Here is a 21,900-nt window from a genome sequence, read left to right on the forward strand (position 1 = left end):
AGACAAAGACAAAGAACCATGAATTTTCAACTGCCAGCCCTGCGATGGTCCTTGCTGCCCGCAAAGATCCGAGGCATGTTCAATTTGAACGACCCACGCTGGGGTCGTGACGATGACAAATCTTCCGGTGACTCGGGCAACAAGCCAACGAGCGACACGCCGCCACCCGGCCCCAAGCCAGATGCTTGGCAACCACCCCCCGGACGCGGCCCACAGCAACAACAAAGCGGCCCGCCCGATTTGGACGAGTTGTGGCGCGATTTCAACCGCAAGCTCGGTCAGATCTTTGGCGGCAAAGGCGGCCCTCAGCGTCCCCAAGGCCCAGGCGGCTCGGGCGGTGGTTCGGGCGGACCGGAAATCCCGGCGTTCATCAAGAACTTGGGCATTGGCGTCATTTTGGGCGGCGCTTTGCTGGTTTGGCTGGCCACCGGCTTTTTCATCGTACAAGAAGGTCAGCAAGCCGTTATCACCCAGTTTGGCAAGTACCACTCCACAGTGACTGCCGGTTTCAACTGGCGCATGCCTTACCCCGTGCAACGCCATGAGCTGGTGTTCGTGACTCAGATCCGATCGGTAGACATTGGGCGAGACAACATTGTCAAGGCCACAGGTCTGCGCGAGTCAGCCATGCTGACCGAAGACGAGAACATCGTTGAAATCAAGTTTGCTGTGCAATACCGCTTGAACGATGCCCGCGCTTATCTGTTCGAAAGCCGCAACCCGACCGAGGCGGTGGTGCAGTCTGCAGAAACCGCTGTGCGCGAGGTGGTGGGCAAAATGAAGATGGATTCGGCCCTGGCCGAAGAGCGAGACCAAATCGCGCCCCGTGTGCGTGAAAAAATGCAAGTCATCCTGGACCGCTACAAAGTCGGCATTGAGGTGGTGGGAATCAACCTGCAGCAAGGGGGCGTGCGTCCGCCAGAGCAGGTACAGGCCGCTTTTGACGATGTGCTCAAAGCCGGACAGGAGCGCGAACGCGCCAAGAACGAAGCGCAAGCCTACGCCAACGACGTGGTGCCCCGCGCCGTGGGTGCGGCCTCGCGCCTGAAGGAGGAGGCCGACGCTTACCGCGAACGCATCGTGGCGCAAGCCGAAGGTGACGCCCAGCGCTTCAAGACCATCTTGCCCGAGTACCAAAAGGCTCCGCAGGTGATGCGTGACCGCATGTACACCGACACCATGCAGCAGATTTACAGCAACGTGACCAAGGTGCTGGTGGACAGCAAGTCAGGCTCTAACCTTCTGTACTTGCCGCTCGACAAAATCATGCAACAGGTCACGCAAGTGGCCCCGCCCGCCATGGATGTGCCCGCAGCCCCTGCTACCGCAGGCAGCAACGGCACGGTGGATACCCGCTCCCGAGACCTCGAGCGTTCGCGTAGCCGCGATCCACGATAAGGAACAAAACAATGAATCGCATCGGATTGTGGATTTCGAGTTTGCTGGTGGTGTTCGCACTGCTCAGCTCTACATTGTTCGTGGTGGACCAGCGTCAATTTGGCGTGGTTTACGCTTTGGGTCAGATCAAGGAAGTGATCACCGAGCCGGGCCTGCACTTCAAACTGCCGCCCCCCCTGCAAAACGTTAATTACATTGACAAGCGTTTGTTGACGCTGGACAGCCCTGAAAATGAGCCCATGCTCACCGCTGAAAAGCAGCGTGTGGTGATCGATTGGTATGTGCGCTGGCGCATCACCGACCCACAGGCCTACATCCGCAACGTGGGTCTGGATGAGAAGGCAGGCACCAACCAACTCAACCGCGTGGTCCGTAACGCTTTCCAAGAAGAAATCAACAAACGCACCGTCAACGAGTTGCTCTCTCTCAAGAGGGAAGAACTGATGGACGACGTCAAATCCGCCGTGCTGACCGTTGTCAAAGGGGCCAAGCCCTGGGGTGTGGACGTGGTGGATGTGCGCATCACCCGCGCCGACTATGTGGACACCATCACCGAATCGGTTTATCGCCGGATGGAAGCCGAGCGCAAGCGGGTGGCCAACGAGCTGCGTTCAACCGGTGGTGCTGAGGGTGAAAAAATCCGCGCCGATGCCGATCGCCAACGCGAGGTGACGATTGCCAACGCTTACCGTGATGCCCAGAAGATCAAGGGGGAGGGTGATGCCCAAGCGGCCCGTCTGTATGCTGAATCTTTTGGCCGCGACCCTCAGTTTGCCCAGTTCTACCGCAGCCTCGAAGCCTACAAATCCAGCTTCAACAGCAAAGGTGACGTGATGGTGCTCGACCCCGGTAGCTCCGAGTTCTTCAAGGGCATGCGCGGCACACCGGGCAGTGCGCCGGCCCGGAAGTAAATCTTGCTCGACACCCTCCTGATGGCCTTGGGCCTGATGCTTATCCTGGAGGGGTTGCTGCCCATGATCTCGCCACGCAGGTGGCGAGGCCTGTTATAGCAAATGCTCCAGCTTCAGGAGGGGCAGATTCGGTTTTTCGGCATGATCATGGTGGTGTTCGGACTGGTGGTGATTTGGCTGCTGGCCTGACACCCTCACGCTGGTGCGGCTGATCCGAACGGGCCCATTCTTCTCACAGAGTCAGGATTTGGACAATTTGCCAATCTCTTTGCCGGAAATGAGCCTGTCAACCCGGTAAAATCTCGTTTTTACCCCTTCCCCCCATCCCCTCATGTCTGCTTGGGTCCTACCGGATCACGTTGCCGATGTCTTGCCTTCCGAGGCTCGCCACATCGAAGAACTCCGCCGCGAACTGCTGGACACCGCCCGTGGCTATGGCTACGAGCTGGTGATGCCGCCGCTGCTGGAGCATTTGGAATCCCTGCTGACCGGCACGGGTGAAGCCTTAGATTTGCAGACCTTCAAACTGGTCGACCAACTCTCGGGCCGCACCTTGGGTTTGCGTGCTGACACAACACCTCAAGTGGCCCGGATCGACGCGCATTTGCTCGGCCGCGCGGGCCTGACGCGTCTGTGCTATTGCGGCCCCGTGCTGCACACGCGTCCTGCGCGTCCACATGCCACCCGCGAACCCTTGCAACTGGGTGCCGAAATTTACGGCCACGCTGGACCTGAGGCCGATCTTGAAGTTTTGCAACTGGCTCTGGATAGCCTGCGTGCCGCACGCGCTGGCGACTTGCAGGTGGACTTGGCGGATGCCCGCATTGTCAGCAGCCTACTGCATGCCGAGGACATTTCGGATGCATTGCGTCACGACATTCACGCAGCCTTGGCTATCAAAGATGGCAGTGCAATTGCCCGTCTGACAACGGGTTTTGCGTCTGCCAACCGCGATGGTTTGCGCGCTTTGGTCAATTTGTATGGTGATGCCAAAGTGCTCGATCAAGCCGCGCAATGCCTGCCTGCAACTCCCGCAATCACCGAAGCACTGAGTCAGTTGCGTTGGCTGGCCACTCAAATTTCGGGGACCACCATCAGTTTCGATTTGGGTGATTCGCGTGGTTACGCCTATTACAGCGGCATCCGCTTTGCCATTTATGCCAGGGGCGCTGCCGATGCGCTGGCGCGTGGGGGGCGCTATGACGGTGTGGGGGCAGTGTTTGGACACCGTATTGATCGTGATCGCCCCGCCGTCGGTTTCAGCCTTGATTTGAAAGAGTTGGTTGCTGCAGTTCAGCCCTTGGCGCTGCGGGCGGCCATTCGTGCCCCCTGGGGGCCTTCGACCGAGTTGCGTGCAGCGATTGCCAGCTTGCGCAGCCGGGGTGAAACCGTGGTGTGCGTGCTTCCCGGGCACGAAAGCGAAGTTGATGAGTTCCATTGCGACCGTGAGTTGGTTGAAGCGGCAGGGCAGTGGTTGGTACAGGCTCTTTGAGAAAGAAGATTTCAAGCATGAACATGAAGCAAGGCCGTAACGTGGTCGTTGTCGGCACTCAATGGGGCGACGAGGGCAAGGGCAAGCTGGTGGACTGGCTGACCGAAAGCGCACAGGGCGTGGTCCGATTTCAGGGCGGTCACAACGCGGGACACACCTTGGTGATCAACGGCGTCAAAACCGCTTTGCACCTGATCCCCAGCGGCATCATGCGTGCCGGTGTTAAATGCTACATCGGTAACGGTGTGGTTGTGTCGGTGCCCAAATTGCTTGAAGAAATTGCCGGTCTTGAGAAAGCTGGTGTCGAGGTGCGGTCACGCCTTCGCGTCAGCGAAGCCTGCCCCTTGATCTTGCCCTACCATGTGGCGCTGGATGTGGGCCGCGAAGCTGCCAAGGAAAAAGCCGGAACGGCCAAAATCGGCACCACAGGCCGCGGCATTGGCCCTGCTTACGAGGACAAAGTAGCGCGCCGTGCCCTGCGCGTGCAAGACCTCAAATACCCTGAGCGTTTTGCCGGCAAGTTGCGCGATAACCTGGCATTGCACAATGAAATCCTGGTCAACATCCTGGGTGCGGCGCCGGTGGACTTTGATTCCGTATACAACGATGCCATGGCCTATTCCAAAGCGCTGCTGCCCATGGTGGCCGATGTGTCGCGCGAACTGAACGACGCCCACAAGGCCGGCGCCAACTTGTTATTTGAAGGCGCGCAAGGCACCCTGCTCGACGTGGACCACGGCACTTACCCCTTTGTGACATCGAGTAACTGCGTGGCGGGCAATGCCGCTGCAGGCTCAGGTGTTGGCCCCGGCATGCTGCACTATATTCTGGGTATCACCAAGGCGTACTGTACCCGCGTAGGTGGCGGTCCATTCCCCACCGAACTCGACTGGGAAACCCCCGGCACCCCCGGCTACCATATGTCCACCGTGGGTGCCGAAAAGGGGGTGACCACCGGTCGTTCGCGCCGCTGTGGCTGGTTTGACGCGGCCTTGCTCAAGCGCAGCGCGCAGGTCAATGGCCTGTCGGGCCTGTGCATCACCAAGCTAGACGTACTAGATGGCCTGAAAGAGTTGATGCTGTGCATTGGCTACGAGCTGGATGGACAAACCATCGACATCCTGCCCATGGGTGCAGACGAAATCGCTCGTTGCAAGCCGATTTACGAAGTCATTCCCGGCTGGACCGAAACCACTGTGGGTGTGACCGAGATGGATCAACTGCCAGCGACCGCGCGCCGGTATATCGAGCGCATTGCCGAAGTCACAGCCGTGCCTGTGCATGTCGTGTCCACCAGCCCTGACCGAGATCACACCATCTTGTTGCACAACCCTTTTGCGACCTGATTGAGCGATCAGCGCCTCCTGTTTATCCACCCACCTTTTTCGACGGAGTTCTTCCCATGTTGACTGAAGACGGCAAGCACCTGTACGTGAGCTACGACGAGTACCACAACCTGATTGAAAAACTCGCCATCAAAATACACCAGTCCGACTGGCAGTTTGACAATATCCTTTGTCTGGCCCGTGGCGGCATGCGCCCTGGCGACATCCTGTCGCGTATTTTTGACAAGCCTCTGGCCATCATGTCCACCAGCTCCTACCGCGCCGAATCCGGCACCTTGCAAGGCCACCTGGACATCGCCCGTTACATCACCACGCCCAAAGGCGAGATCGCTGGCAGAGTGCTGTTGGTCGACGATTTGGCCGATACCGGTCATACCTTGCGTGCGGTGGTGGATCTGCTCAAGAACAACTACAAACCCGTGACTGAATTACGTACTGCTGTCATCTGGACCAAGGGGGTGTCGACCTTCAAGCCTGACTATTCGGTGGACGACTTGCCCACGAACCCCTGGATTCACCAGCCTTTCGAGCCGTATGACAACATGCGTCCCGAAAAATTGCTGGAAAAGTGGAGTGTCTAAGCTCCACTCAAAACGACTGCTTGTGGATCGGATAGGATTCCTTCTAGGCACCCCTTGCTTCAGGATGCTGACATGAGCACAACAAAACGAGACATCACCAATCTTATCCACCACGCCTACACACCGCCTGCCGGCTTTGACGCCCCACAGCAGGGCGTTTTCAAGGCTTCGACGGTGTACTTTCCAACCGTGGCCAACATGCGCCAGCGTGAATGGAAAGACAAATCGTCTTATACCTACGGCTTGCACGGAACACCCACGACCTACACTCTCGAAGAGCGCCTGTGCAGCCTGGAAGGCGGTGCCCAGTGCGTTCTGGTTCCCAGTGGGCTGGCTGCTTTGGCCACCGTGGCTTTGGCGGTGCTGCACAGTGGTGATGAGGTGCTGCTGCCCGCTAATGCCTACGGCCCCAACAAGGCGCTGGCCGAAGGCGAGTTGCGCCATTACGGCATCTCTCACCAACTCTACGACCCGCTGAGTCCGCAAGACCTGGCCAGCAAGATCAATCCGCGCACTCGCTTGGTGTGGATGGAAGCACCCGGGTCGGTCAGCATGGAGTTTCCGGATCTGCCTGAGATGGTGCGCCTGTGCAAGGCTCGAGGCGTTATGTGTGCACTGGACAACACTTGGGGTTCAGGCTTGGCCTTCAAGCCCTTTGATTTGCTGGGCGACGCGCCTGCCGATGGTGAGTCGGGCAGTTTGGCGGTGGACATCAGCGCTCATGCGCTGACCAAATATCCCAGCGGAGGTGGCGACGTGCTGATGGGCAGCGTCATCACGCGGAATCCGGCCCTGCATTTGAAAATCAAGCTGTGCCACATGCGATTGGGCTTGGGTGTGGCAGCCAACGATGCCGAAGCAGTGCTGCGTTCCTTACCCAGCATTGATTTGCGTTATCGGGCACATGACCAGACCGCTCGGGCCTTGGCTGCCTGGTGGCAGGCTCAGCCGCAATGTGTTCAGTTGCTGCACCCTGCATTTGCAGGCTCGCCGGGGCACTCGCATTGGCAAGCACTGTGCGAGCGCACGCCCGGTTCGGGATTGGCAGCGGGTTTGTTCAGCGTGATGATTGATGCGCGTTATAGCCAGGCGCAAGTGGATGCCTTTTGCGATAACTTGAAGTTCTTCAGGATTGGCTACAGCTGGGGGGGGCCGGTAAGTCTGGTCGTGCCGTATGACCTGGCTTCCATGCGGCAAAGTTGGCCTTCTCATTTGAAGCAAGGCACGCTGGTGCGCTTTTCCAGCGGTCTGGAGTCGGCGCACGACTTGATACATGACCTGAATCAATCTGCCCAAGCCCACCTGCCTGTTGCTTGAGCCCGTTTTTTATTCAGTGTGGACTGTCATTCTCGATTGATTTCCCCGTTTGGGTAGTTTCCTGACTGTTCAAAGCTGTAGAGGGAGGGTAATCTGAACTCACCAATGATTTCAGGATTGTCATGCCCTCTGACGTCAAGCCCTTGCCCGCAGTCTCAACCGAAAACGCTGACTTGCCCACCATGGCCTCGCCCTATGTGCCTCCGGCTCCTGAAGGGCCCCAGTTGCTGATTCGGCCATTGGGCTTTGCAGACCCCTTTCGCTGGCTTGCCCGCGGCTGGCAAGATCTTTTGAAGCACCCGGGCATTGCGCTGTTTTATGGCCTGTGCTTTTGGGGCATGGCGCAGGTGCTGACCCTGGTTTTCAAGCACAAGCCCGAATACACCTTGTCACTGGTATCAGGCTGTTTGCTGGTGGGGCCATTCTTGGCCATGGGGCTGTACGAAGTTAGCCGAAAAAGAGAGCGGGGCGAGATGCCAGACTTGGCCACATCGCTCATGTGTTGGGACCAGCACATCCGCAGCATGGCCATGCTGGTGTTGGCGCTGCTGGTGTTGGAGCTGCTGTGGGGCAGAGTTTCTTTGGTGGTGTTTGCGGTATTTTTCAACACCGGAATGCCCTCGACCACGGGCGTGATCGAGGCGGTCTTTAACCCCAACAATATCGAGTTTATAGTGGCCTATCTGGTTGTGGGAGGGGTGTTTGCAAGCCTTGTTTACGGTTTATCGGTGGTGTCAATTCCCATGATCCTGGACCTCGACACCGACGCGATTACGGCGGTGCTGACCAGCATTCGGGTTGTTTTTTCACACCTTGGGGTAATGCTGCTGTGGGGTTTTTTGCTCAGCGTTTTGGTGTTGGCCGCGCTGTGGCCATGGGCCTTGGGCATCATTTTGGTGGGGCCTTGGCTGGGGCACGCCAGCTGGCATGCCTATCGGGCCACTGTCGGGTGGGAGTAAGGCCTCAAAGAAACTGTTACATTGAACAGCCCTCATTAAAGGAGCCATCTTGGCCACACCCAACTACGGATTCGAAAAACGCCAGAAAGAACTGGCCAAGAAACGCAAAAAAGAAGACAAGCTCAAAGCCAAGTCCGACCGCAAATCGGGCCTGTTTTCAGAAGACGGCTCCGAAATCGAGGGCGAAGAGGGCGACGCCAACAATGCAGCGCCCGGTGCTGCTGACTCGTCCACGCCCGGCGCGGTCGACGCTTCCACGCCAGCTGATTGAATCACCGGACATTGATCACCCTTGCACCAGCTCACGCGCCAAAACCAGCATGTCCACCATGCTGTGGCTGGCCGGCGTGACCAGCGGGGCTTGGGCGTAATGCACAAAGTTGTTGCCGGTGGAGGTCTCGTAACCCGGGTCATAGTGGCCTGAAAGCAGTTCGGTCACCACCTCACGCATTTCACCCCGCTCAATTCTTTCTTGCCAGCCTTGCACCACAGCCTTGCCGCGCAGGGCTGTCAGCCGCTCCAACCGGTCGGCAAACAGGGCGCGGTCTTGCGTGAAAAACGCATAGTCTTCCATCAGCAAATTCACCCGACTCTCCAGCGACAGGTCCACCCGCAGGCAGGGGCTGGCCCGCATGGCCACCATCAGCTCGTCGGGCACCGCCAGATTGCCCACCTTTTTGCTTTCGGCTTCCACAAACACCGGACGGTCCGCGCTGAAGCCGCGCAAAGCATTCCAGACCTGCGTGTCAAAGGCTTTTTGCGTCGGCTGCGGCGTGCCCGGAATCAAGCCCAACACCGAACTGCGGTGGCAGGCGATGTCCTCCAGATCGAGCACCTGCGCACCTTCTTGCGCCAAGGCTTGCAGGAAGCGCGTTTTACCCGAACCCGTGGGTCCACAAAGCACCTTGAATTGCAGGCGCTGTGCCTGGCGGGGCGTGTCTTCCATGACCTCTTTGCGAAACGCTTTGTAGCCGCCCTCAATCAGGTGCACCTTGAATCCGATTTGCCCCAAGATCAGCGCCAGCGAATTGCTGCGCTTGCCCCCGCGCCAGCAATACACCAGCGGTTGCCAGTTGCGCGGCTTGTCCATCACCTGGGTTTCGATGTGTCGGGCGATGTTTTTGGCCACCAAGGCCGCCCCCACTTTTTGCGCCTCAAAGGGGTTGACCTGTTTGTACAGGGTACCCACCTTGATGCGCTCTTCGTTGTTGAGTGACGGCCAGCTCAAAGCGCCGGGCAGGTGGTCCTCGGCGTGTTCACCTTCGGAGCGCGCATCCAGAATGGCGTCAAACTGGTTCAGTTTGGCCATGGCTTCAAAGGCCGAGATCAGGTGAAGGCTCATTTTAGTTGTTTACTCAAGGTGGGCCAAACATTGGCCAGCATGCGCGGCTGCGCAGCTTCGTTGGGGTGGATGCGGTCGGCCTGAAACCATTTGAGCGGTTCGGCATCATCGCCCACGCCTTTCAAAAAGAAAGGCACCAGCGCCGCTTTTTGGCTTCTGGCCACTTGGGCGTAGGCAGCTTCAAACTGCCGCGCCATCTCGGGGCCGTAGTTGGGCGGCATTTGCATGCCCAAAAGCAGCACTTGGGCCCCGGTCGCTTGGGCTTGCTTGGTCATGGCCAGCAAGTTGTCTTGCGTCATGGCCATCGGCAGGCCGCGCAGGGCGTCGTTGCCCCCCAGTTCAATGACCACATGGCTGGGTCGGTGGCGTTGCAGCAAGGCGGGCAGGCGTGAGCGCCCGCCCGAGGTGGTGTCGCCGCTGATGCTGGCGTTGATGACCTGAACGCCCGGCTTTTCGGTGGCCAGTTGTTTTTGCAATAAGGCCACCCAACCGGTGCCGCGGGCCAGGCCGTATTCGGCGCTCAGCGAGTCGCCTACCACCAAAATGCGTTGCCCGGAGGCCGCCGTCACTGGCGCGGCAAAGCCCCAGCTGGCAAGGGCCAGCAAGGTCCAGTTAAAGTGGCGTCGTCTCAACAAAGGTTTGTGCATGCCTGAATCCATCATTGCCGTGCGTGGCATTTCCAAAAGTGTGCAGGATGCCAGTGGGCAGCTGGACATTTTGCGCGATATCGATTTCTCTTTGATCGCGGGGGAAACAGCCGCCATTGTCGGTGCTTCCGGCTCGGGCAAAAGCACGCTGCTGGCGATCCTGGCCGGGTTGGACACGCCCAGCACGGGACAGGTGGTGTTGGCAGGGCAATCGCTGTTCGATTTGTCCGAAGACGAGCGCGCGGCCGTTCGGGCCCAACATGTGGGATTTGTGTTCCAGAGCTTTCAGCTCATGCCCAATCTGACAGCGCTGGAAAACGTGATGCTGCCCCTGGAGTTGGCCGATCGGCACGATGCCCGCAGCACCGCCACGGCCATGCTGCAGCGCGTGGGCCTGGGTGAACGCCTGAAGCACCTGCCGAAAGTGCTCAGTGGCGGCGAGCAACAACGCGTGGCGCTGGCCCGTGCCTTTGTGGTGCAACCCGACGTGCTGCTGGCCGACGAGCCCACCGGCAGTCTGGACCACGCCACCGGCGAGGCCATCATGGATTTGATGTTCGCGCTCAACCGCGAGCAGGGCACGACCTTGGTCCTGGTCACGCACGACCGCCTGCTGGCCGCTAGATGCGAGCGCAGCTTGGTGATTCAGGCAGGACGTTTGTCGGAGCCTGCAGCGACCCCGGCCTGAACTCGGATCCGTTTGGGCAAGCGGTCAAATCGGCAGGCTGCGACCAACGATAATCCGAGCATGTCATCCCACAAAGTGCTGTTCGGCTTTCATGCCGTGGGCGTTCGCCTCAAGATCGCCCCTCAATCCGTTGTTGAAATCCATTACGAGGTCACGCGCCGCGATGCGCGCATGCGCCAGTTCATCGACAAGGCGCGCGATTCGGGCATGCGCATGATCGAATCGGACGGTGAGCGCTTGGCCAAGCTGGCCGGTGGCCACGGTCACCAGGGTGTGGTGGCCATGGTCTCGCCCATGCCTCAAAACCATTCGCTGGACGACCTGCTCGACACCGTGGAAGGCCCGCCCTTGCTGTTGGTGCTGGACGGCGTGACCGATCCGCACAACCTGGGCGCGTGCCTGCGCGTGGCCGATGGCGCGGGTGCGCACGCGGTCATCGCCCCCAAAGACCACGCGGCGGGCATCAACGCCACCGTGGCCAAGGTGGCCAGCGGCGCGGCCGAAACCATGCCTTATTTCATGGTCACCAACTTGGCGCGCACCTTGGGCGAACTCAAGGAGCGCAGCATCTGGATCGTCGGCACCAGCGACGATGCACCGCGCACGGTTTACCAAGCCGACTTGAAAGTGCCCACTGCCTTGGTGCTGGGCGCTGAGGGCGCTGGCATGCGCCAGTTGACGCGCAAGAACTGCGACGAGCTGGTCAGCATCCCCATGCGCGGCGCGGTGGAAAGCCTGAACGTGTCGGTGGCCAGTGGCGTTTGCCTCTACGAGGCCTTGCGCCAGCGCAGCTGAGATTCTTTCAAATCATCCAACCATTCAAATAGGGCGCACGCCATGTCAAAAAACACCCCCCGAATCGGCTTGATCATCGCCGTTGGTGCGACCTGCCTGCTGGCCGCCTGCACACAAGAGCAACAAAACAAAATCAGCCGCGGCATCCAGAACTGGACCGGGACCAATGGCGTGATGGAGGTGTATGCAGGCGAGAAGCTGGTGCGCCGCTTCATCAAGGTCGACAAAGTCAGCACCGCTTTGGGTACAGACGATGGCAAAGCCCGTGCCTACCGTTATGGCTACGGCGTGCTCGATGAAAACTTCAACTTCGAAGTCGATCCGGGCGAGAAAAAAGTGTATTTCGAGGTCAGCGACTACTCGAACACGGTGTTTTTCGAGAGCCCGCGCTGATGTCAGTGACTGGGTGTGAGCGCTGGAGGCTTAACTGCATCAAATCCAGCCCACAGCTCCCAACAGCCCGCCTGCACCAATGAGCCACAACAGGTGGATGCGGGTCAGCCAGACCAGGAACATCGATGCGCCAGTCAATAGCCACAAGCCCCAGTCTTGAATTGGATTGTCATGACTGGCCGTAAGGATCCAGCCAGTTGAAATCAGCAAGGCAATCACCACGGGAGCCATGCCCAACTTGAAGGCTTTGATGCCTTGCTTGTCACGGTGTCGATGGGCCCATTGGGTGGTGGTATAGGTCAAAACAGAAGAGGGCAGCATGATCCCCAAAAGACTGAGAAAGACACCCAGAGTGGACAAAGCCACACTCAGCCAGCCCCCACCCAAGCCCGCGCCCGCATTCAAGCCCACATTCCACCCCATCAGCGCCACAAACAAGACGTTAGGGCCCGGCGAAGCCTGGGCCAAAGCAATGGACGAGCTGAACTGGTGCTCGGTTAACCACGCATGTTGGTCCACAAGGAAGCGATGCATGTCCGGTGCCGTGATGATGGCCCCGCCGACAGCGAGCAGAGATAAAGATAAGAAGTGGTTGAAAAAAGCCAACCAGTCAATGAAGGTCAATTGCAGACTGAGCATCATGAGCCCGCATCTGATCGTTTCAAGCGTGACAACTGGGCATAGGCCCAAGAACATGACAAAGATCCAATCCCCAGCAAAACCCAAAGCAAGGGCCAGCGCAGCAAGCCCACACCCACAAAGGTCGCCACCATGACCAACCCACAGATGGCCATGCCCATCGGATTGTTTTTCAAAGCACCGATCAGTTTGATGCCCGTGCCAGCGATCAAACCTGCCGCTACAGCGCCCATGGCTCGCAGCGCACCTTGTGCCCAAGCCGCATCAGACACCTCACCAAAAACCGATGCCAGAACCAAAACCACGGCCAATGGAGCCATCAAAATCCCTGCCAGGGACGCCAAGGCCCCTCCTAGACCAAAGTGCCGTCCTCCGATGATCAGACAAAAATTCACCACATTCGGGCCTGGCATGATCTGGGCCACGGCCCAGTCCTCCACAAACTGGCTTTGTGTCATCCACCGTTTTTTTTCAACCAACTCACGCTGAACAACCGCCAGTACCCCACCAAAACCTTGCAGAGCCAACACGGAGAATGAAAAAAACAAATCGGTTTTTGATCTTGGCTTGTTGAGTGGCGGTGATTCGGGCATGGTCAGATTATGCGACTTGAATTTTTTGTAAGCTGTCACATGCAAGCCAGTGGCTCTGACTCAATGGTTGTCAAAGGTCTGCAGGCTCCGCAATCCCGCCGACCACCTGGCTGAAACCACCGTCCACATAGGTGATCTCGGCCGTCACGCCCGCAGCCAAGTCGCTCAGCATGAACGCGGCCACATTGCCCACATCCTCAATCGTCACGTTGCGGCGAATGGGTGAGGCCTCGGCCACCACCGACAAAATCTTGCCAAAACCCTTGATGCCACTGGCGGCCAGCGTCTTGATGGGGCCGGCCGAGATGCCGTTGGCACGCAGGCCACGGTTTTGGCTGCCCAACGATTCGGCCAAGTAGCGGACCGACGCTTCCAGACTGGCTTTGGCCAAGCCCATGGTGTTGTAGTTGGGCACGGTGCGGATCGCGCCGAGGTACGTCAGGGTCAGCACAGCCGACTTGTCGTTCAGGTAGGGCAGGGCTGCTTTGGCCATGGCCGGGAAGCTGTAGGCGCTGATGTCGTGCGCGATCTTGAAACCTTCACGCGACAAGCCGTCGAGGAAGTCGCCCGCAATGGCTTCACGCGGGGCATAGCCGATGGCGTGCACAAAACCGTCAAATTTGGGCCAAGTGGCCGACAGGTCGCTGAAGAGTTTTTCAATTTGTTCGTCGCTGCCAACGTCGCAATCAAAAATCAGCTTGGAGTCGAAATCGGCCGCGAACTCGGTGATGCGGTCCTTGAAGCGCTCACCCACATAACTGAACGCCAGCTCGGCGCCTTGTGCATGGCAGGCCTTGGCAATGCCGTAAGCGATCGAGCGGTTGGACAGCACCCCGGTGATCAGCAACTTTTTGCCTGCCAAAAAACCTGTTTTTATCGTCATCTCTTCAACTCCTGGAAAATGTGTGCAGAATTGTCGCATGCGAAGACCCTTGGCTCGATTCTGGACAAACTGCTTGCTGGCCCTGGGGTTTAGCCTGTCCGGACATGCCTTCGCTGCCCATGCGTATGCCCAGTTTGGCGACATCCGCTACCCTGAAAACTTTGCCCATTTCTCGTACGCCAACCCGGCCGCACCCAAAGGGGGCGAGATCGTGCTGGTGCCGCCGACCCGCCAGTCCAACTTCGACAAGTACAACCCCTTCACCTTGAAGGGCAGCGCACCTCCCGCCATGTTGGGCATGATGTTTGACACCTTATTGGTGGGCAACATGGATGAGCCGACCACGGCTTATGGTTTGTTGGCTTCGGATGTCACGGTGGCCAAAGACCGGATGTCGGTCACCTTCCAGATCCACCCGCAAGCCCGATTTCAAAATGGCGACCCCGTGCTGGCGGCCGATGTTCGCCATTCCTTTGAACGCCTGACCAGCAAGCAGGCAGCGCCCCAATACCGCACGTACTTTGGTGAGGTCAAGGGCGCGACCGTCTTGGCCGAGCGCAGCATCCGATTCGATTTTGTGCGCCCCAACAGCGAGTTGCCTTTGATCGTGGGCAGCTTGCCCGTGTTCAGTGCCAAGTGGGGTTTACATGGCGAGGGGCCTAAGGCAAATCACAAACCGCTGGACCAGATGGTCGTGGACATTCCGATTGCGTCGGGGCCTTACCGCCTCGGACCGGTGCAGTTTGGCAAGGACGTCACCTATGTGCGTGACCCGCAATACTGGGCCAAAGACCTGAACGTGCGCAAGGGGCAGTTCAATTTCGACCGCATCACCTACAAGATTTACAAAGACAGCACCGCGCAACTCGAGGCTTTCAAAGCGGGCGAGTTCGATTACATGCAATCTTTCATTGCGCGGGAGTGGGCCAGAGCTTTCACCGGGCGGGCGTTTGAGCGTGGTGAGCTGATCAAGGCCGAATTGCCTCATGGCAATGCGGGTGACTTTCAGGGCTTTTTGTTCAACACGCGCCGCGACAAATTCAAGGACGTGCGCGTGCGCCAGGCCATCGCGCTGGCCATGGATTTTGAATGGCTGAACCGCCAACTGTTCTACAACGCTTACAGCCGGGTGCGCGGTTATTTTGTGGCCAGCGATTTTGAAGCCAAGGGCCGTCCTGGCCCCGACGAATTGGCTTTGCTCAACCCCATACGGGCCAAGTTGCCCGCCGCCGTGTTTGACCAAGATGTGCCGCAACCGCCCCAGACTTCCCTGGACCCGACTTCGGGACGTACCTTGCGCGACCATTTGCGCCAGGCCCGTGATTTGCTCAAAGACGCCGGATGGACCTACCGCGATGGCGCTTTGCGCAACGCCATGGGCCAAGCCTTGAGCATCGAGTTTTTGGACAGTTCGGGCTCCATGGGGCGCGTGGTCACCCCCTTTGCCAAGAACCTTGAAAAACTGGGCATCAAAGTTCAGTACAAGGTCATCGATTTTGCGCTGCTCCAAAAACGCATGGACGTGTTTGACTTTGACATCATCAGCAACCGCACCGTGGGCAGCGAAGCGCCCGGCACCGAGTTGCTCGAGCGCTATGGCAGCCGATCGGCCGACGTGGAGGGCTCGGGCAATGTGATCGGCCTGAAAGACCCGGCGGTGGACGCGCTGCTGGACAAGGTGGTGAGTGCCACGTCCAGGCCAGAACTGGTGACCAGCCTGCGTGCGTTGGACCGGGTGCTGCGCCATGGCCACTATGTGGTGCCGCACTGGTATGGCGCAGTGCACCGGGTGTCCTGGCGGGCCAAGGCGTTTGCCAGACCCGCCGACTTGCCCCGTTTTTACCAGCCTGAGAAACTGGTCACCACCGTGTGGTGGTCGCCCCATGCCTTAGCCGCACCAGCGGCCCAACCTGCCCCCAAGGCCCCCTGACCGATGCTGGCCTACATTTTCAAACGCTTGCTGCTGATGGTCCCGACCTTGTTTGGGGTGTTGTTGTTGACGTTTGCGGTGATCCAGTTTGTGCCAGGTGGGCCCGTTGAGCAAATGGTGTCCCAGCTGCAAGGTCGGGACACAGGCGGGGAGGGCGCGGCAGCTGCAGGCAGCGGTTACCGGGGCAGGCAGGGCGTGGATGCGGCCCGCATTGCCGAAATCAAAACGCTCTACGGTTTTGACAAGCCACCCACTGAGCGTTTCTGGATGATGCTCAAACAGTTTGCGCAGTTCGATCTGGGCAAGAGCTTTTTCTACCCCAAAGACGTCTGGAGCCTGATCAAGGAAAAGCTGCCCGTGTCCATCAGCTTGGGCTTGTGGACTTTTTTTCTGAGCTACATGGTGTCGGTGCCTTTGGGCATCGCCAAGGCGGTGCGGGCGGGCACGCGCTTTGACACGCTCACCAGTTTGCTGGTGCTGGTGGGTTATGCCATTCCGGGCTTTGTGCTGGGCGTGGCCTTGCTTGTCATTTTTGGCGGGCAACTGCAGTGGTTTCCGCTGCGCGGCCTCACTTCGTCGAATTGGGAACAACTGAGCTGGGGAGCCAAGGTGGTCGATTATTTGTGGCACATCGCCTTGCCCGTCACGGCCAGTGTGTTGGGCTCGTTTGCGGTGATCACCATGCTGACCAAGAACGCATTTTTGGAAGAAATCCGCAAACAGTATGTTTTGACGGCCCGCGCCAAGGGTCTCAGCGAAAACCGGGTTTTGTACCGCCATGTCATGCGCAATGCATTGATCCCGCTGGTGACGGGGTTCCCTGCGGCTTTCATCGGTGCGTTTTTCACCGGGTCTTTGTTGATCGAAACCCTGTTCTCGCTCGATGGGCTGGGCTTGCTGAGTTACGAGGCGGTGATTCGGCGTGACTACCCGGTGGTGTTGGGCACCTTGTATTTGTTCACCCTGATTGGCTTGGTGACCAAGCTGATCAGTGACCTGTGCTACCTGTGGGTGGACCCGCGTGTGAAGTTTGACAAATGACCCCAGCGAACACCACCGCCTTGCCGCATCAGACCTCGCCCTCGGCGCGTGCGTGGCTGCGCTTCAGGCGCAACCGCCTCGGTTTTGGCAGCCTGATCATTTTTGTGTCCCTGTTCATTCTGAGCTTGGGGGCCGAGTTCTTGTCCAACGACAAACCCTTGGTCGTGCGGTTTGAGGGTCAGTGGTATTTCCCGGTGGTGCAGACCTTGCCTGAAAAAGTGTTTGGGGGTGATTTCGAGACGCCTGCTGACTACCTCGACCCGTTCATTCAGCAGCAACTGCACAAGGGCAGCAACTGGGCCTTGCAAGCGCCCAACCCTTACCACCACAGCACGCTCGACTACTTTGCCCCATTGCCCAACCCGGCACCGCCAACAGCGCATAACTGGCTGGGCACCGATGACCGGGGGCGTGATGTGCTGGCGCGTTTGCTGTATGGATTTCGGGTGTCGGTGCTTTTTGCCATGGCGCTGACGCTGTTTGGCGTGTTGCTGGGCGTGTTGACCGGCGCGGTACAAGGGTTTTTTGTGGGCAAGACCGATTTGGTTTTTCAGCGCTTCATCGAAGTCTGGAGCGCCATGCCTGAGCTCTATTTGTTGATCATTTTTTCAGCCGTGTTCGAGCCCAGTGTGGGGCTGCTGCTGGTGCTGCTCAGCTTGTTTGGCTGGATGGGTTTGTCCGATTACGTGCGGGCTGAATTTTTGCGCAACCGGCAACTCGATTACGTCAAATCAGCCCGGGCGCTGGGTTTGGGGCATTGGCAGATCATGTGGCGGCATGTCTTGCCCAACAGCATGACCCCGGTGGTGACCTTCTTGCCGTTTCGCATGAGCGGGGCGATTTTGGCCCTGACCTCTCTGGACTTCCTGGGCCTGGGCGTGCCACCGGGCACGCCGTCTTTGGGTGAATTGCTGGCCCAGGGCAAAAACAACATCGACGCTTGGTGGATATCGATGTCCACCTTTGTGGTGCTGGTGGTGACCTTGCTGCTCTTGACCTTCATGGGCGATGCCTTGCGCGATGCGCTCGATCCGCGAAAGGTGGACGCATGAGCACGCCCCAAGCTTTGTTGGAACTCCAAGACCTGCGCATCGCCTTTGGTGGCCAGGTTGTGGTGCGTGGCGTGAATCTGAGCATCCAGGCGGGTGAGCGCGTGGCCTTGGTGGGGGAGTCGGGCTCGGGCAAGTCGGTCACGGCGCTGTCGGTGCTGCGTTTGCTGGAATCGGCGCAGCTTTCGGGCCAGGTGCTGTGGCAAGGCCGGGACTTGCTGCAGCAAACGCCTGCTGAAATGCAACGCATCCGTGGCGACGAGATCGCCATGATTTTTCAGGAACCCATGACGGCGCTCAACCCCTTGATGACGGTAGGGTCGCAGATCTCGGAAGTGCTGCAGCTCAAAAAGCTCTTGTCCCGGCGCGACGCCGATGAGCGGGCCGTGCATTTGTTGTCCGAAACCGGGATCGATGACCCCAAGCGTCGGTTTGGGGCTTACCCGCACCAGTTGTCGGGCGGCCAACGCCAACGCGCCATGATGGCCATGGCCCTAGCGTCCGAGCCCAAACTTCTTCTGGCCGACGAACCCACCACCGCACTGGATGCCAGTTTGCGATTGCAAATGCTGGAGTTGCTGGCCGATTTGCAGCAAAAAACCGGCATGGCCGTGCTGTTGATCACGCACGATCTGGCCTTGGTGCGCCACTTTGCCCATCGGGTGGCGGTGATGGAAAAAGGGCATCTGGTGGAGCAGGGGACTTTGCAAGCGGTTTTTGAGCAGCCCCAGCACCCTTATACGCAAAGATTGCTCTCCAGTCGCCCCACCCGTGAGGGTCTGGTGGACACGCCCCCCCTGGAGAGGTCACCCATCTTGCAAGCCCGTCAACTGCAGGTGCGCTATCCGAAGGCGGTGCCCGGATTCAAAGCTTGGTTTCAAAAGCACCATTTCACGGCCCTGCACGGCGCGGATTTTTCACTGTCGCCCGGCAGTACTTTGGGCGTGATGGGCGAGTCGGGTTCGGGCAAGTCGAGCCTCGCGCAGGCGGTGCTGGGTTTGATCCCTTTTTCGGGTGAATTGTCGTTTGACGGGCAAACTTGGCTTGGCAGTCCGGCTCGGGACAAGGCCTTGCGCAGGCAGGTGCAGGTGGTGTTTCAGGACCCCTATGGCAGCCTGTCACCGCGCATGACGGTGGGTGAAATCGTCTCTGAGGGCCTGCGCTTGCACCAGCCGCACTGGACACCAGAAGAAACCGAGCAACGCGTTCGCGCGGCTTTGGCCGAGGTGGGCTTGGTAGGCGAAGGGTTTGCCGATGTGCTGAACCGCTACCCGCATGCTTTTTCGGGCGGGCAGCGCCAACGCATCGCCTTGGCCAGAGCCTTGGTGGTCGAACCTGCGCTGTTGGTGCTGGACGAACCCACCAGCGCGCTCGACGTGACCGTTCAAAAGCAAATTCTTGAATTGCTGAAAACGCTGCAAAAAAAACGCGGCATGGCGTATTTGCTCATCACCCACGATGTGGATGTGCTTCGGGCCATGGCCCACCAGGTCATGGTGCTCAAGTCAGGGCAGGTGGTCGAGCAGGGTTTGGCTGAGCAGGTGCTGAGCGATCCACACCACCCCTATACCCGCAGCTTGGTGCTGGCCTTTCCCGAGACAAGCTGAACGGCAAGTCGGTCGTAGACGCATCGTTTTCCTTGAAAATCACGCACTTAGAGCGTTTTTTGAGCTAGAATATTGGCTTCACGACCAAACGGGCGGGTTTTCACCGCCCGTTTTTTTTGGTTGTTTCTTTTTTAACGTTGACATTCAGAAGCTCTGTGGCATTGCAGCAAATTGTTCAAGAAACCGTAACCGGCCTGGGCTACGACCTGGTTGAGATTGACCGCACAGCGGGCGGTTTGTTGCGCATCACCATCGACTGGCCTTGGCAGCCAGGTTCGGAGCTGTTCATCAACGTGGAAGATTGCGAAAAAGTTAATCGTCAGTTGCAATTTGCCCTTGAAGTGGATGGCGTTGCTTACAACCGTCTTGAAGTGTCCTCTCCAGGCATCGACCGCCCTTTGAGCAGTGAACAGGACTTTGTGCGGTTTGTAGGCGAGTTGATTGACATCACGCTCAAAGCGCCCATGGGTGAGAGCGCTGCGGGCTTGGTTAACCCGACTCGCAAAAAATTTCGCGGCACGCTCGAGCGTGCCGCCACCGGTCAAGGCTGGCAAATCGTCTGGAACGATGCGCCTGTGGTCAAGCCCGGTCAAAAGGTCAGTAAAAAACGGATTCCTTTGCCTTCGCATGCATTGGGGTTCACGCTGGATGAGTTGCGCGATGCGCGCCTCGCGCCCGTGGTGGACTTCAAAGGGCGAAAGCCCAAGCAGGAAGCTTGACGGCAGCCCCCATTTTTTGAGCAAACTTTCGGGCCCCACACATGGGGCCTGTGGAACAGGAGAGTCAATTCATGAATCGCGAAATGTTGATGTTGGTCGAAGCCATTTCACGTGAAAAGAACGTTGAGCGCGACGTGGTGTTTGGTGCCGTTGAAGCCGCTTTGGCACAAGCCACCAAAAAGCTTTATCAAGGCGAAGTGGACATCCGTGTTGCGGTTGATCGCGACAACGGCAACTACGAGAGTTTTCGCCGCTGGCATGTGGTGCCCGATGAGGCAGGTTTGCAATTGCCCGAGCAAGAAATCCTGTTGTTTGAAGCCAAAGAGCAAATACCGGACATTGAAGTCGACGAGTACATTGAAGAGTCGATTGAGTCGGTGCCGATCGGACGCATTGGTGCCATGGCTGCCAAGCAGGTCATTCTGCAAAAAATTCGGGATGCCGAGCGCGAAATGCTGCTCAACGACTTCATGTCGCGTGGCGAAAAGATTTTTGTGGGCACTGTCAAGCGCATGGACAAGGGCGACATCATCTGTGAATCTGGCCGCATCGAGGGCCGCTTGAGACGCAGCGAGATGATCCCCAAAGAAAACCTGCGCAGCGGTGACCGCGTTCGCGCCATGATCATGGAAGTCGACCTGACTTTGCGCGGCGCACCGATTTTGTTGTCTCGTTCTGCACCCGAGTTCATGATCGAGTTGTTCCGTCAGGAAGTGCCCGAAATCGAACAAGGCCTGCTCGAGATCAAAACCTGCGCCCGTGACCCTGGGTCGCGCGCCAAGATTGCCGTGCTCTCGCATGACAAACGTGTTGACCCGATTGGCACTTGCGTCGGCGTGCGCGGCACTCGGGTCAATGCCGTCACCAATGAGTTGGCTGGCGAGAGAGTCGACATTGTTTTGTGGAGCGAAGACCCCGCTCAGTTCGTGATCGGCGCTTTGGCCCCGGCGAATGTGCAGTCCATTGTGGTGGATGAAGAAAAGCACGCCATGGACGTGGTGGTGGACGAAGAAAACCTGGCGATTGCCATTGGCCGTGGCGGTCAAAACGTACGCTTGGCTTCTGATCTGACGGGTTGGAAGATCAACATCATGGACGCAGCCGAGTCGGCCCAAAAGCAAGCCGAAGAAACCACCGGCATCCGCCAGTTGTTCATGGAAAAGCTTGATGTGGACCAAGAGATTGCCGACATCCTGATCGGCGAAGGTTTCACCAGCCTCGAAGAAGTAGCTTATGTGCCCATCCAGGAAATGCTGGAAATCGAAAGCTTTGACGAAGACACCATCAACGAGCTGCGCACCCGTGCCAAAGATGCTTTGCTGACCCTGGAAATTGCGCGTGAAGAGAGCGTTGAAGACGTTTCTCAAGACTTGCGTGACCTGCCAGGCTTGACCCCTGAGTTGATTTCCAAGCTGGTTGAGGCGGGTGTTCAAACCCGTGACGACCTGGCTGATCTGGCCACTGACGAGTTGACCGACATCACCGGTCAAAGCGTTGAAGAGGCCACCGCCCTGATCATGAAAGCCCGCGAACATTGGTTCGCAGGCCAGGCCTGAAGTTTGATGGAGGC

General features: G+C 58.4%; 22 protein-coding genes and 1 pseudogene. 18 read left to right on the forward strand and 5 right to left on the reverse strand.

Annotation, left to right across the window (positions count from 1 at the left end; translation table 11 throughout):
* Positions 1-18 precede the first annotated feature (18 nt).
* From hflK to HEQ17_RS05850, 9 genes and pseudogenes are all read left to right on the forward strand, one after another.
* On the forward strand, positions 19-1,398 hold the full coding sequence (hflK, locus tag HEQ17_RS05810) for an FtsH protease activity modulator HflK (RefSeq protein ID WP_296291858.1): 1,380 nt from the start codon (positions 19-21) through the stop codon (positions 1,396-1,398).
* 11 nt (positions 1,399-1,409) lie between these two features.
* Entirely contained in the window at positions 1,410-2,309 is a 900-nt protein-coding gene (gene hflC / locus HEQ17_RS05815) for a protease modulator HflC (RefSeq protein ID WP_296291859.1), read from the forward strand.
* A gap of 21 nt (positions 2,310-2,330) precedes the next feature.
* A pseudogene (locus HEQ17_RS05820) lies at positions 2,331-2,498 on the forward strand (DUF2065 domain-containing protein).
* 142 nt (positions 2,499-2,640) lie between these two features.
* Entirely contained in the window at positions 2,641-3,801 is a 1,161-nt protein-coding gene (locus tag HEQ17_RS05825) for an ATP phosphoribosyltransferase regulatory subunit (protein WP_296291860.1), read from the forward strand.
* Between the two features lie 17 nt (positions 3,802-3,818).
* Complete coding sequence (locus HEQ17_RS05830; RefSeq protein ID WP_296291861.1) at positions 3,819-5,147, forward strand: adenylosuccinate synthase; 1,329 nt, start codon at positions 3,819-3,821, stop codon at positions 5,145-5,147.
* A gap of 56 nt (positions 5,148-5,203) precedes the next feature.
* Complete coding sequence (locus tag HEQ17_RS05835; RefSeq protein ID WP_296291862.1) at positions 5,204-5,728, forward strand: phosphoribosyltransferase; 525 nt, start codon at positions 5,204-5,206, stop codon at positions 5,726-5,728.
* A gap of 72 nt (positions 5,729-5,800) precedes the next feature.
* Positions 5,801-7,045 carry a PLP-dependent transferase gene (locus HEQ17_RS05840; protein ID WP_296291863.1) on the forward strand — a complete coding sequence of 415 codons (1,245 nt, stop codon included), beginning with the start codon at positions 5,801-5,803 and terminating at the stop codon, positions 7,043-7,045.
* 182 nt (positions 7,046-7,227) lie between these two features.
* Complete coding sequence (locus HEQ17_RS05845) at positions 7,228-8,004, forward strand: DUF2189 domain-containing protein (protein ID WP_296293685.1); 777 nt, start codon at positions 7,228-7,230, stop codon at positions 8,002-8,004.
* A gap of 49 nt (positions 8,005-8,053) precedes the next feature.
* Positions 8,054-8,275 (forward strand): hypothetical protein, encoded by a 222-nt coding sequence (locus tag HEQ17_RS05850; RefSeq protein ID WP_296291864.1) that lies wholly within the window; start codon positions 8,054-8,056, stop codon positions 8,273-8,275.
* A 15-nt stretch (positions 8,276-8,290) separates the two neighbouring features.
* Here HEQ17_RS05850 and mnmH read toward each other — a convergent pair whose 3' ends face one another.
* Positions 8,291-9,346 (reverse strand): tRNA 2-selenouridine(34) synthase MnmH, encoded by a 1,056-nt coding sequence (gene mnmH, locus HEQ17_RS05855; RefSeq protein ID WP_296291865.1) that lies wholly within the window; start codon positions 9,344-9,346, stop codon positions 8,291-8,293.
* Complete coding sequence (locus tag HEQ17_RS05860) at positions 9,343-9,993, reverse strand: arylesterase (protein WP_296291866.1); 651 nt, start codon at positions 9,991-9,993, stop codon at positions 9,343-9,345. The genes mnmH and HEQ17_RS05860 overlap by 4 nt, the downstream gene beginning before the upstream one ends.
* Between HEQ17_RS05860 and HEQ17_RS05865 the strand changes: the two genes are divergently transcribed.
* Genes HEQ17_RS05865 through HEQ17_RS05875 form a run of 3 tightly spaced genes read left to right on the forward strand, consistent with a single transcriptional unit; the run spans position 9,992 to position 11,869 of the window.
* The gene (locus tag HEQ17_RS05865; protein ID WP_296291867.1) at positions 9,992-10,681 is read left to right on the forward strand and encodes an ABC transporter ATP-binding protein; all 690 of its coding nucleotides are present in this window, start codon (positions 9,992-9,994) and stop codon (positions 10,679-10,681) included. The genes HEQ17_RS05860 and HEQ17_RS05865 overlap by 2 nt on opposite strands.
* A gap of 60 nt (positions 10,682-10,741) precedes the next feature.
* On the forward strand, positions 10,742-11,476 hold the full coding sequence (gene rlmB / locus HEQ17_RS05870; RefSeq protein ID WP_296291868.1) for a 23S rRNA (guanosine(2251)-2'-O)-methyltransferase RlmB: 735 nt from the start codon (positions 10,742-10,744) through the stop codon (positions 11,474-11,476).
* A 42-nt stretch (positions 11,477-11,518) separates the two neighbouring features.
* Positions 11,519-11,869, forward strand: coding sequence for a hypothetical protein (locus HEQ17_RS05875; RefSeq protein WP_296291869.1), 351 nt, complete (start codon positions 11,519-11,521; stop codon positions 11,867-11,869).
* 39 nt (positions 11,870-11,908) lie between these two features.
* Here the strand turns inward: HEQ17_RS05875 and HEQ17_RS05880 are convergent, their stop codons facing one another.
* The 3 genes from HEQ17_RS05880 to fabI form a co-directional block, all read right to left on the reverse strand.
* A complete protein-coding gene (locus HEQ17_RS05880) occupies positions 11,909-12,511 on the reverse strand; it encodes a chromate transporter (protein WP_296291870.1) in 603 nt (200 codons plus the stop codon).
* A complete protein-coding gene (locus HEQ17_RS05885) occupies positions 12,508-13,101 on the reverse strand; it encodes a chromate transporter (protein WP_296291871.1) in 594 nt (197 codons plus the stop codon). The genes HEQ17_RS05880 and HEQ17_RS05885 overlap by 4 nt, the downstream gene beginning before the upstream one ends.
* A gap of 70 nt (positions 13,102-13,171) precedes the next feature.
* Positions 13,172-13,984 (reverse strand): enoyl-ACP reductase FabI, encoded by an 813-nt coding sequence (fabI, locus tag HEQ17_RS05890; protein ID WP_296291872.1) that lies wholly within the window; start codon positions 13,982-13,984, stop codon positions 13,172-13,174.
* Positions 13,985-14,021: 37 nt separating this feature from the next.
* Here fabI and HEQ17_RS05895 point away from each other — a divergent pair, with 37 nt between their 5' ends.
* The 6 genes from HEQ17_RS05895 (at position 14,022) to nusA (ending at position 21,886) form a co-directional block, all read left to right on the forward strand.
* Entirely contained in the window at positions 14,022-15,914 is a 1,893-nt protein-coding gene (locus tag HEQ17_RS05895) for an extracellular solute-binding protein (protein ID WP_296291873.1), read from the forward strand.
* A gap of 3 nt (positions 15,915-15,917) precedes the next feature.
* Positions 15,918-16,955, forward strand: a complete 1,038-nt coding sequence (locus HEQ17_RS05900) for a microcin C ABC transporter permease YejB (RefSeq protein ID WP_296291874.1) — start codon at positions 15,918-15,920, stop codon at positions 16,953-16,955.
* On the forward strand, positions 16,952-18,007 hold the full coding sequence (locus HEQ17_RS05905; RefSeq protein WP_296291875.1) for an ABC transporter permease: 1,056 nt from the start codon (positions 16,952-16,954) through the stop codon (positions 18,005-18,007). Before HEQ17_RS05900 ends, HEQ17_RS05905 begins: the two co-directional genes overlap by 4 nt.
* Entirely contained in the window at positions 18,004-19,611 is a 1,608-nt protein-coding gene (locus tag HEQ17_RS05910) for an ABC transporter ATP-binding protein (RefSeq protein ID WP_296291876.1), read from the forward strand. The genes HEQ17_RS05905 and HEQ17_RS05910 overlap by 4 nt, the downstream gene beginning before the upstream one ends.
* 155 nt (positions 19,612-19,766) lie before the next feature.
* A complete protein-coding gene (rimP, locus tag HEQ17_RS05915; protein WP_296291877.1) occupies positions 19,767-20,330 on the forward strand; it encodes a ribosome maturation factor RimP in 564 nt (187 codons plus the stop codon).
* A 71-nt stretch (positions 20,331-20,401) separates the two neighbouring features.
* A complete protein-coding gene (gene nusA / locus HEQ17_RS05920) occupies positions 20,402-21,886 on the forward strand; it encodes a transcription termination factor NusA (RefSeq protein WP_108353971.1) in 1,485 nt (494 codons plus the stop codon).
* Positions 21,887-21,900 lie beyond the last annotated feature (14 nt).

It is taken from the genome of Limnohabitans sp. (genome assembly GCF_023910625.1).
Lineage (GTDB): Bacteria > Pseudomonadota > Gammaproteobacteria > Burkholderiales > Burkholderiaceae_C > Limnohabitans_A.

What these genes read in the sequence shown, in the direction of transcription:
- fabI (WP_296291872.1), bottom strand. Translation starts at nt 13,984, where the DNA reads ATGACGATAAAAACAGGTTTTTTGGCAGGCAAAAAGTTGCTGATCACC.
- mnmH (WP_296291865.1), bottom strand. Translation starts at nt 9,346, where the DNA reads ATGAGCCTTCACCTGATCTCGGCCTTTGAAGCCATGGCCAAACTGAAC.
- HEQ17_RS05905 (WP_296291875.1), top strand. Translation starts at nt 16,952, where the DNA reads ATGACCCCAGCGAACACCACCGCCTTGCCGCATCAGACCTCGCCCTCG.
- HEQ17_RS05900 (WP_296291874.1), top strand. Translation starts at nt 15,918, where the DNA reads ATGCTGGCCTACATTTTCAAACGCTTGCTGCTGATGGTCCCGACCTTG.
- HEQ17_RS05830 (WP_296291861.1), top strand. Translation starts at nt 3,819, where the DNA reads ATGAACATGAAGCAAGGCCGTAACGTGGTCGTTGTCGGCACTCAATGG.
- nusA (WP_108353971.1), top strand. Translation starts at nt 20,402, where the DNA reads ATGAATCGCGAAATGTTGATGTTGGTCGAAGCCATTTCACGTGAAAAG.
- HEQ17_RS05860 (WP_296291866.1), bottom strand. Translation starts at nt 9,993, where the DNA reads ATGCACAAACCTTTGTTGAGACGACGCCACTTTAACTGGACCTTGCTG.
- HEQ17_RS05895 (WP_296291873.1), top strand. Translation starts at nt 14,022, where the DNA reads ATGCGAAGACCCTTGGCTCGATTCTGGACAAACTGCTTGCTGGCCCTG.
- hflC (WP_296291859.1), top strand. Translation starts at nt 1,410, where the DNA reads ATGAATCGCATCGGATTGTGGATTTCGAGTTTGCTGGTGGTGTTCGCA.
- HEQ17_RS05835 (WP_296291862.1), top strand. Translation starts at nt 5,204, where the DNA reads ATGTTGACTGAAGACGGCAAGCACCTGTACGTGAGCTACGACGAGTAC.
- HEQ17_RS05885 (WP_296291871.1), bottom strand. Translation starts at nt 13,101, where the DNA reads ATGCCCGAATCACCGCCACTCAACAAGCCAAGATCAAAAACCGATTTG.
- HEQ17_RS05825 (WP_296291860.1), top strand. Translation starts at nt 2,641, where the DNA reads ATGTCTGCTTGGGTCCTACCGGATCACGTTGCCGATGTCTTGCCTTCC.
- HEQ17_RS05910 (WP_296291876.1), top strand. Translation starts at nt 18,004, where the DNA reads ATGAGCACGCCCCAAGCTTTGTTGGAACTCCAAGACCTGCGCATCGCC.
- HEQ17_RS05845 (WP_296293685.1), top strand. Translation starts at nt 7,228, where the DNA reads ATGGCCTCGCCCTATGTGCCTCCGGCTCCTGAAGGGCCCCAGTTGCTG.
- HEQ17_RS05840 (WP_296291863.1), top strand. Translation starts at nt 5,801, where the DNA reads ATGAGCACAACAAAACGAGACATCACCAATCTTATCCACCACGCCTAC.
- rlmB (WP_296291868.1), top strand. Translation starts at nt 10,742, where the DNA reads ATGTCATCCCACAAAGTGCTGTTCGGCTTTCATGCCGTGGGCGTTCGC.
- HEQ17_RS05865 (WP_296291867.1), top strand. Translation starts at nt 9,992, where the DNA reads ATGCCTGAATCCATCATTGCCGTGCGTGGCATTTCCAAAAGTGTGCAG.
- HEQ17_RS05880 (WP_296291870.1), bottom strand. Translation starts at nt 12,511, where the DNA reads ATGATGCTCAGTCTGCAATTGACCTTCATTGACTGGTTGGCTTTTTTC.
- HEQ17_RS05875 (WP_296291869.1), top strand. Translation starts at nt 11,519, where the DNA reads ATGTCAAAAAACACCCCCCGAATCGGCTTGATCATCGCCGTTGGTGCG.
- hflK (WP_296291858.1), top strand. Translation starts at nt 19, where the DNA reads ATGAATTTTCAACTGCCAGCCCTGCGATGGTCCTTGCTGCCCGCAAAG.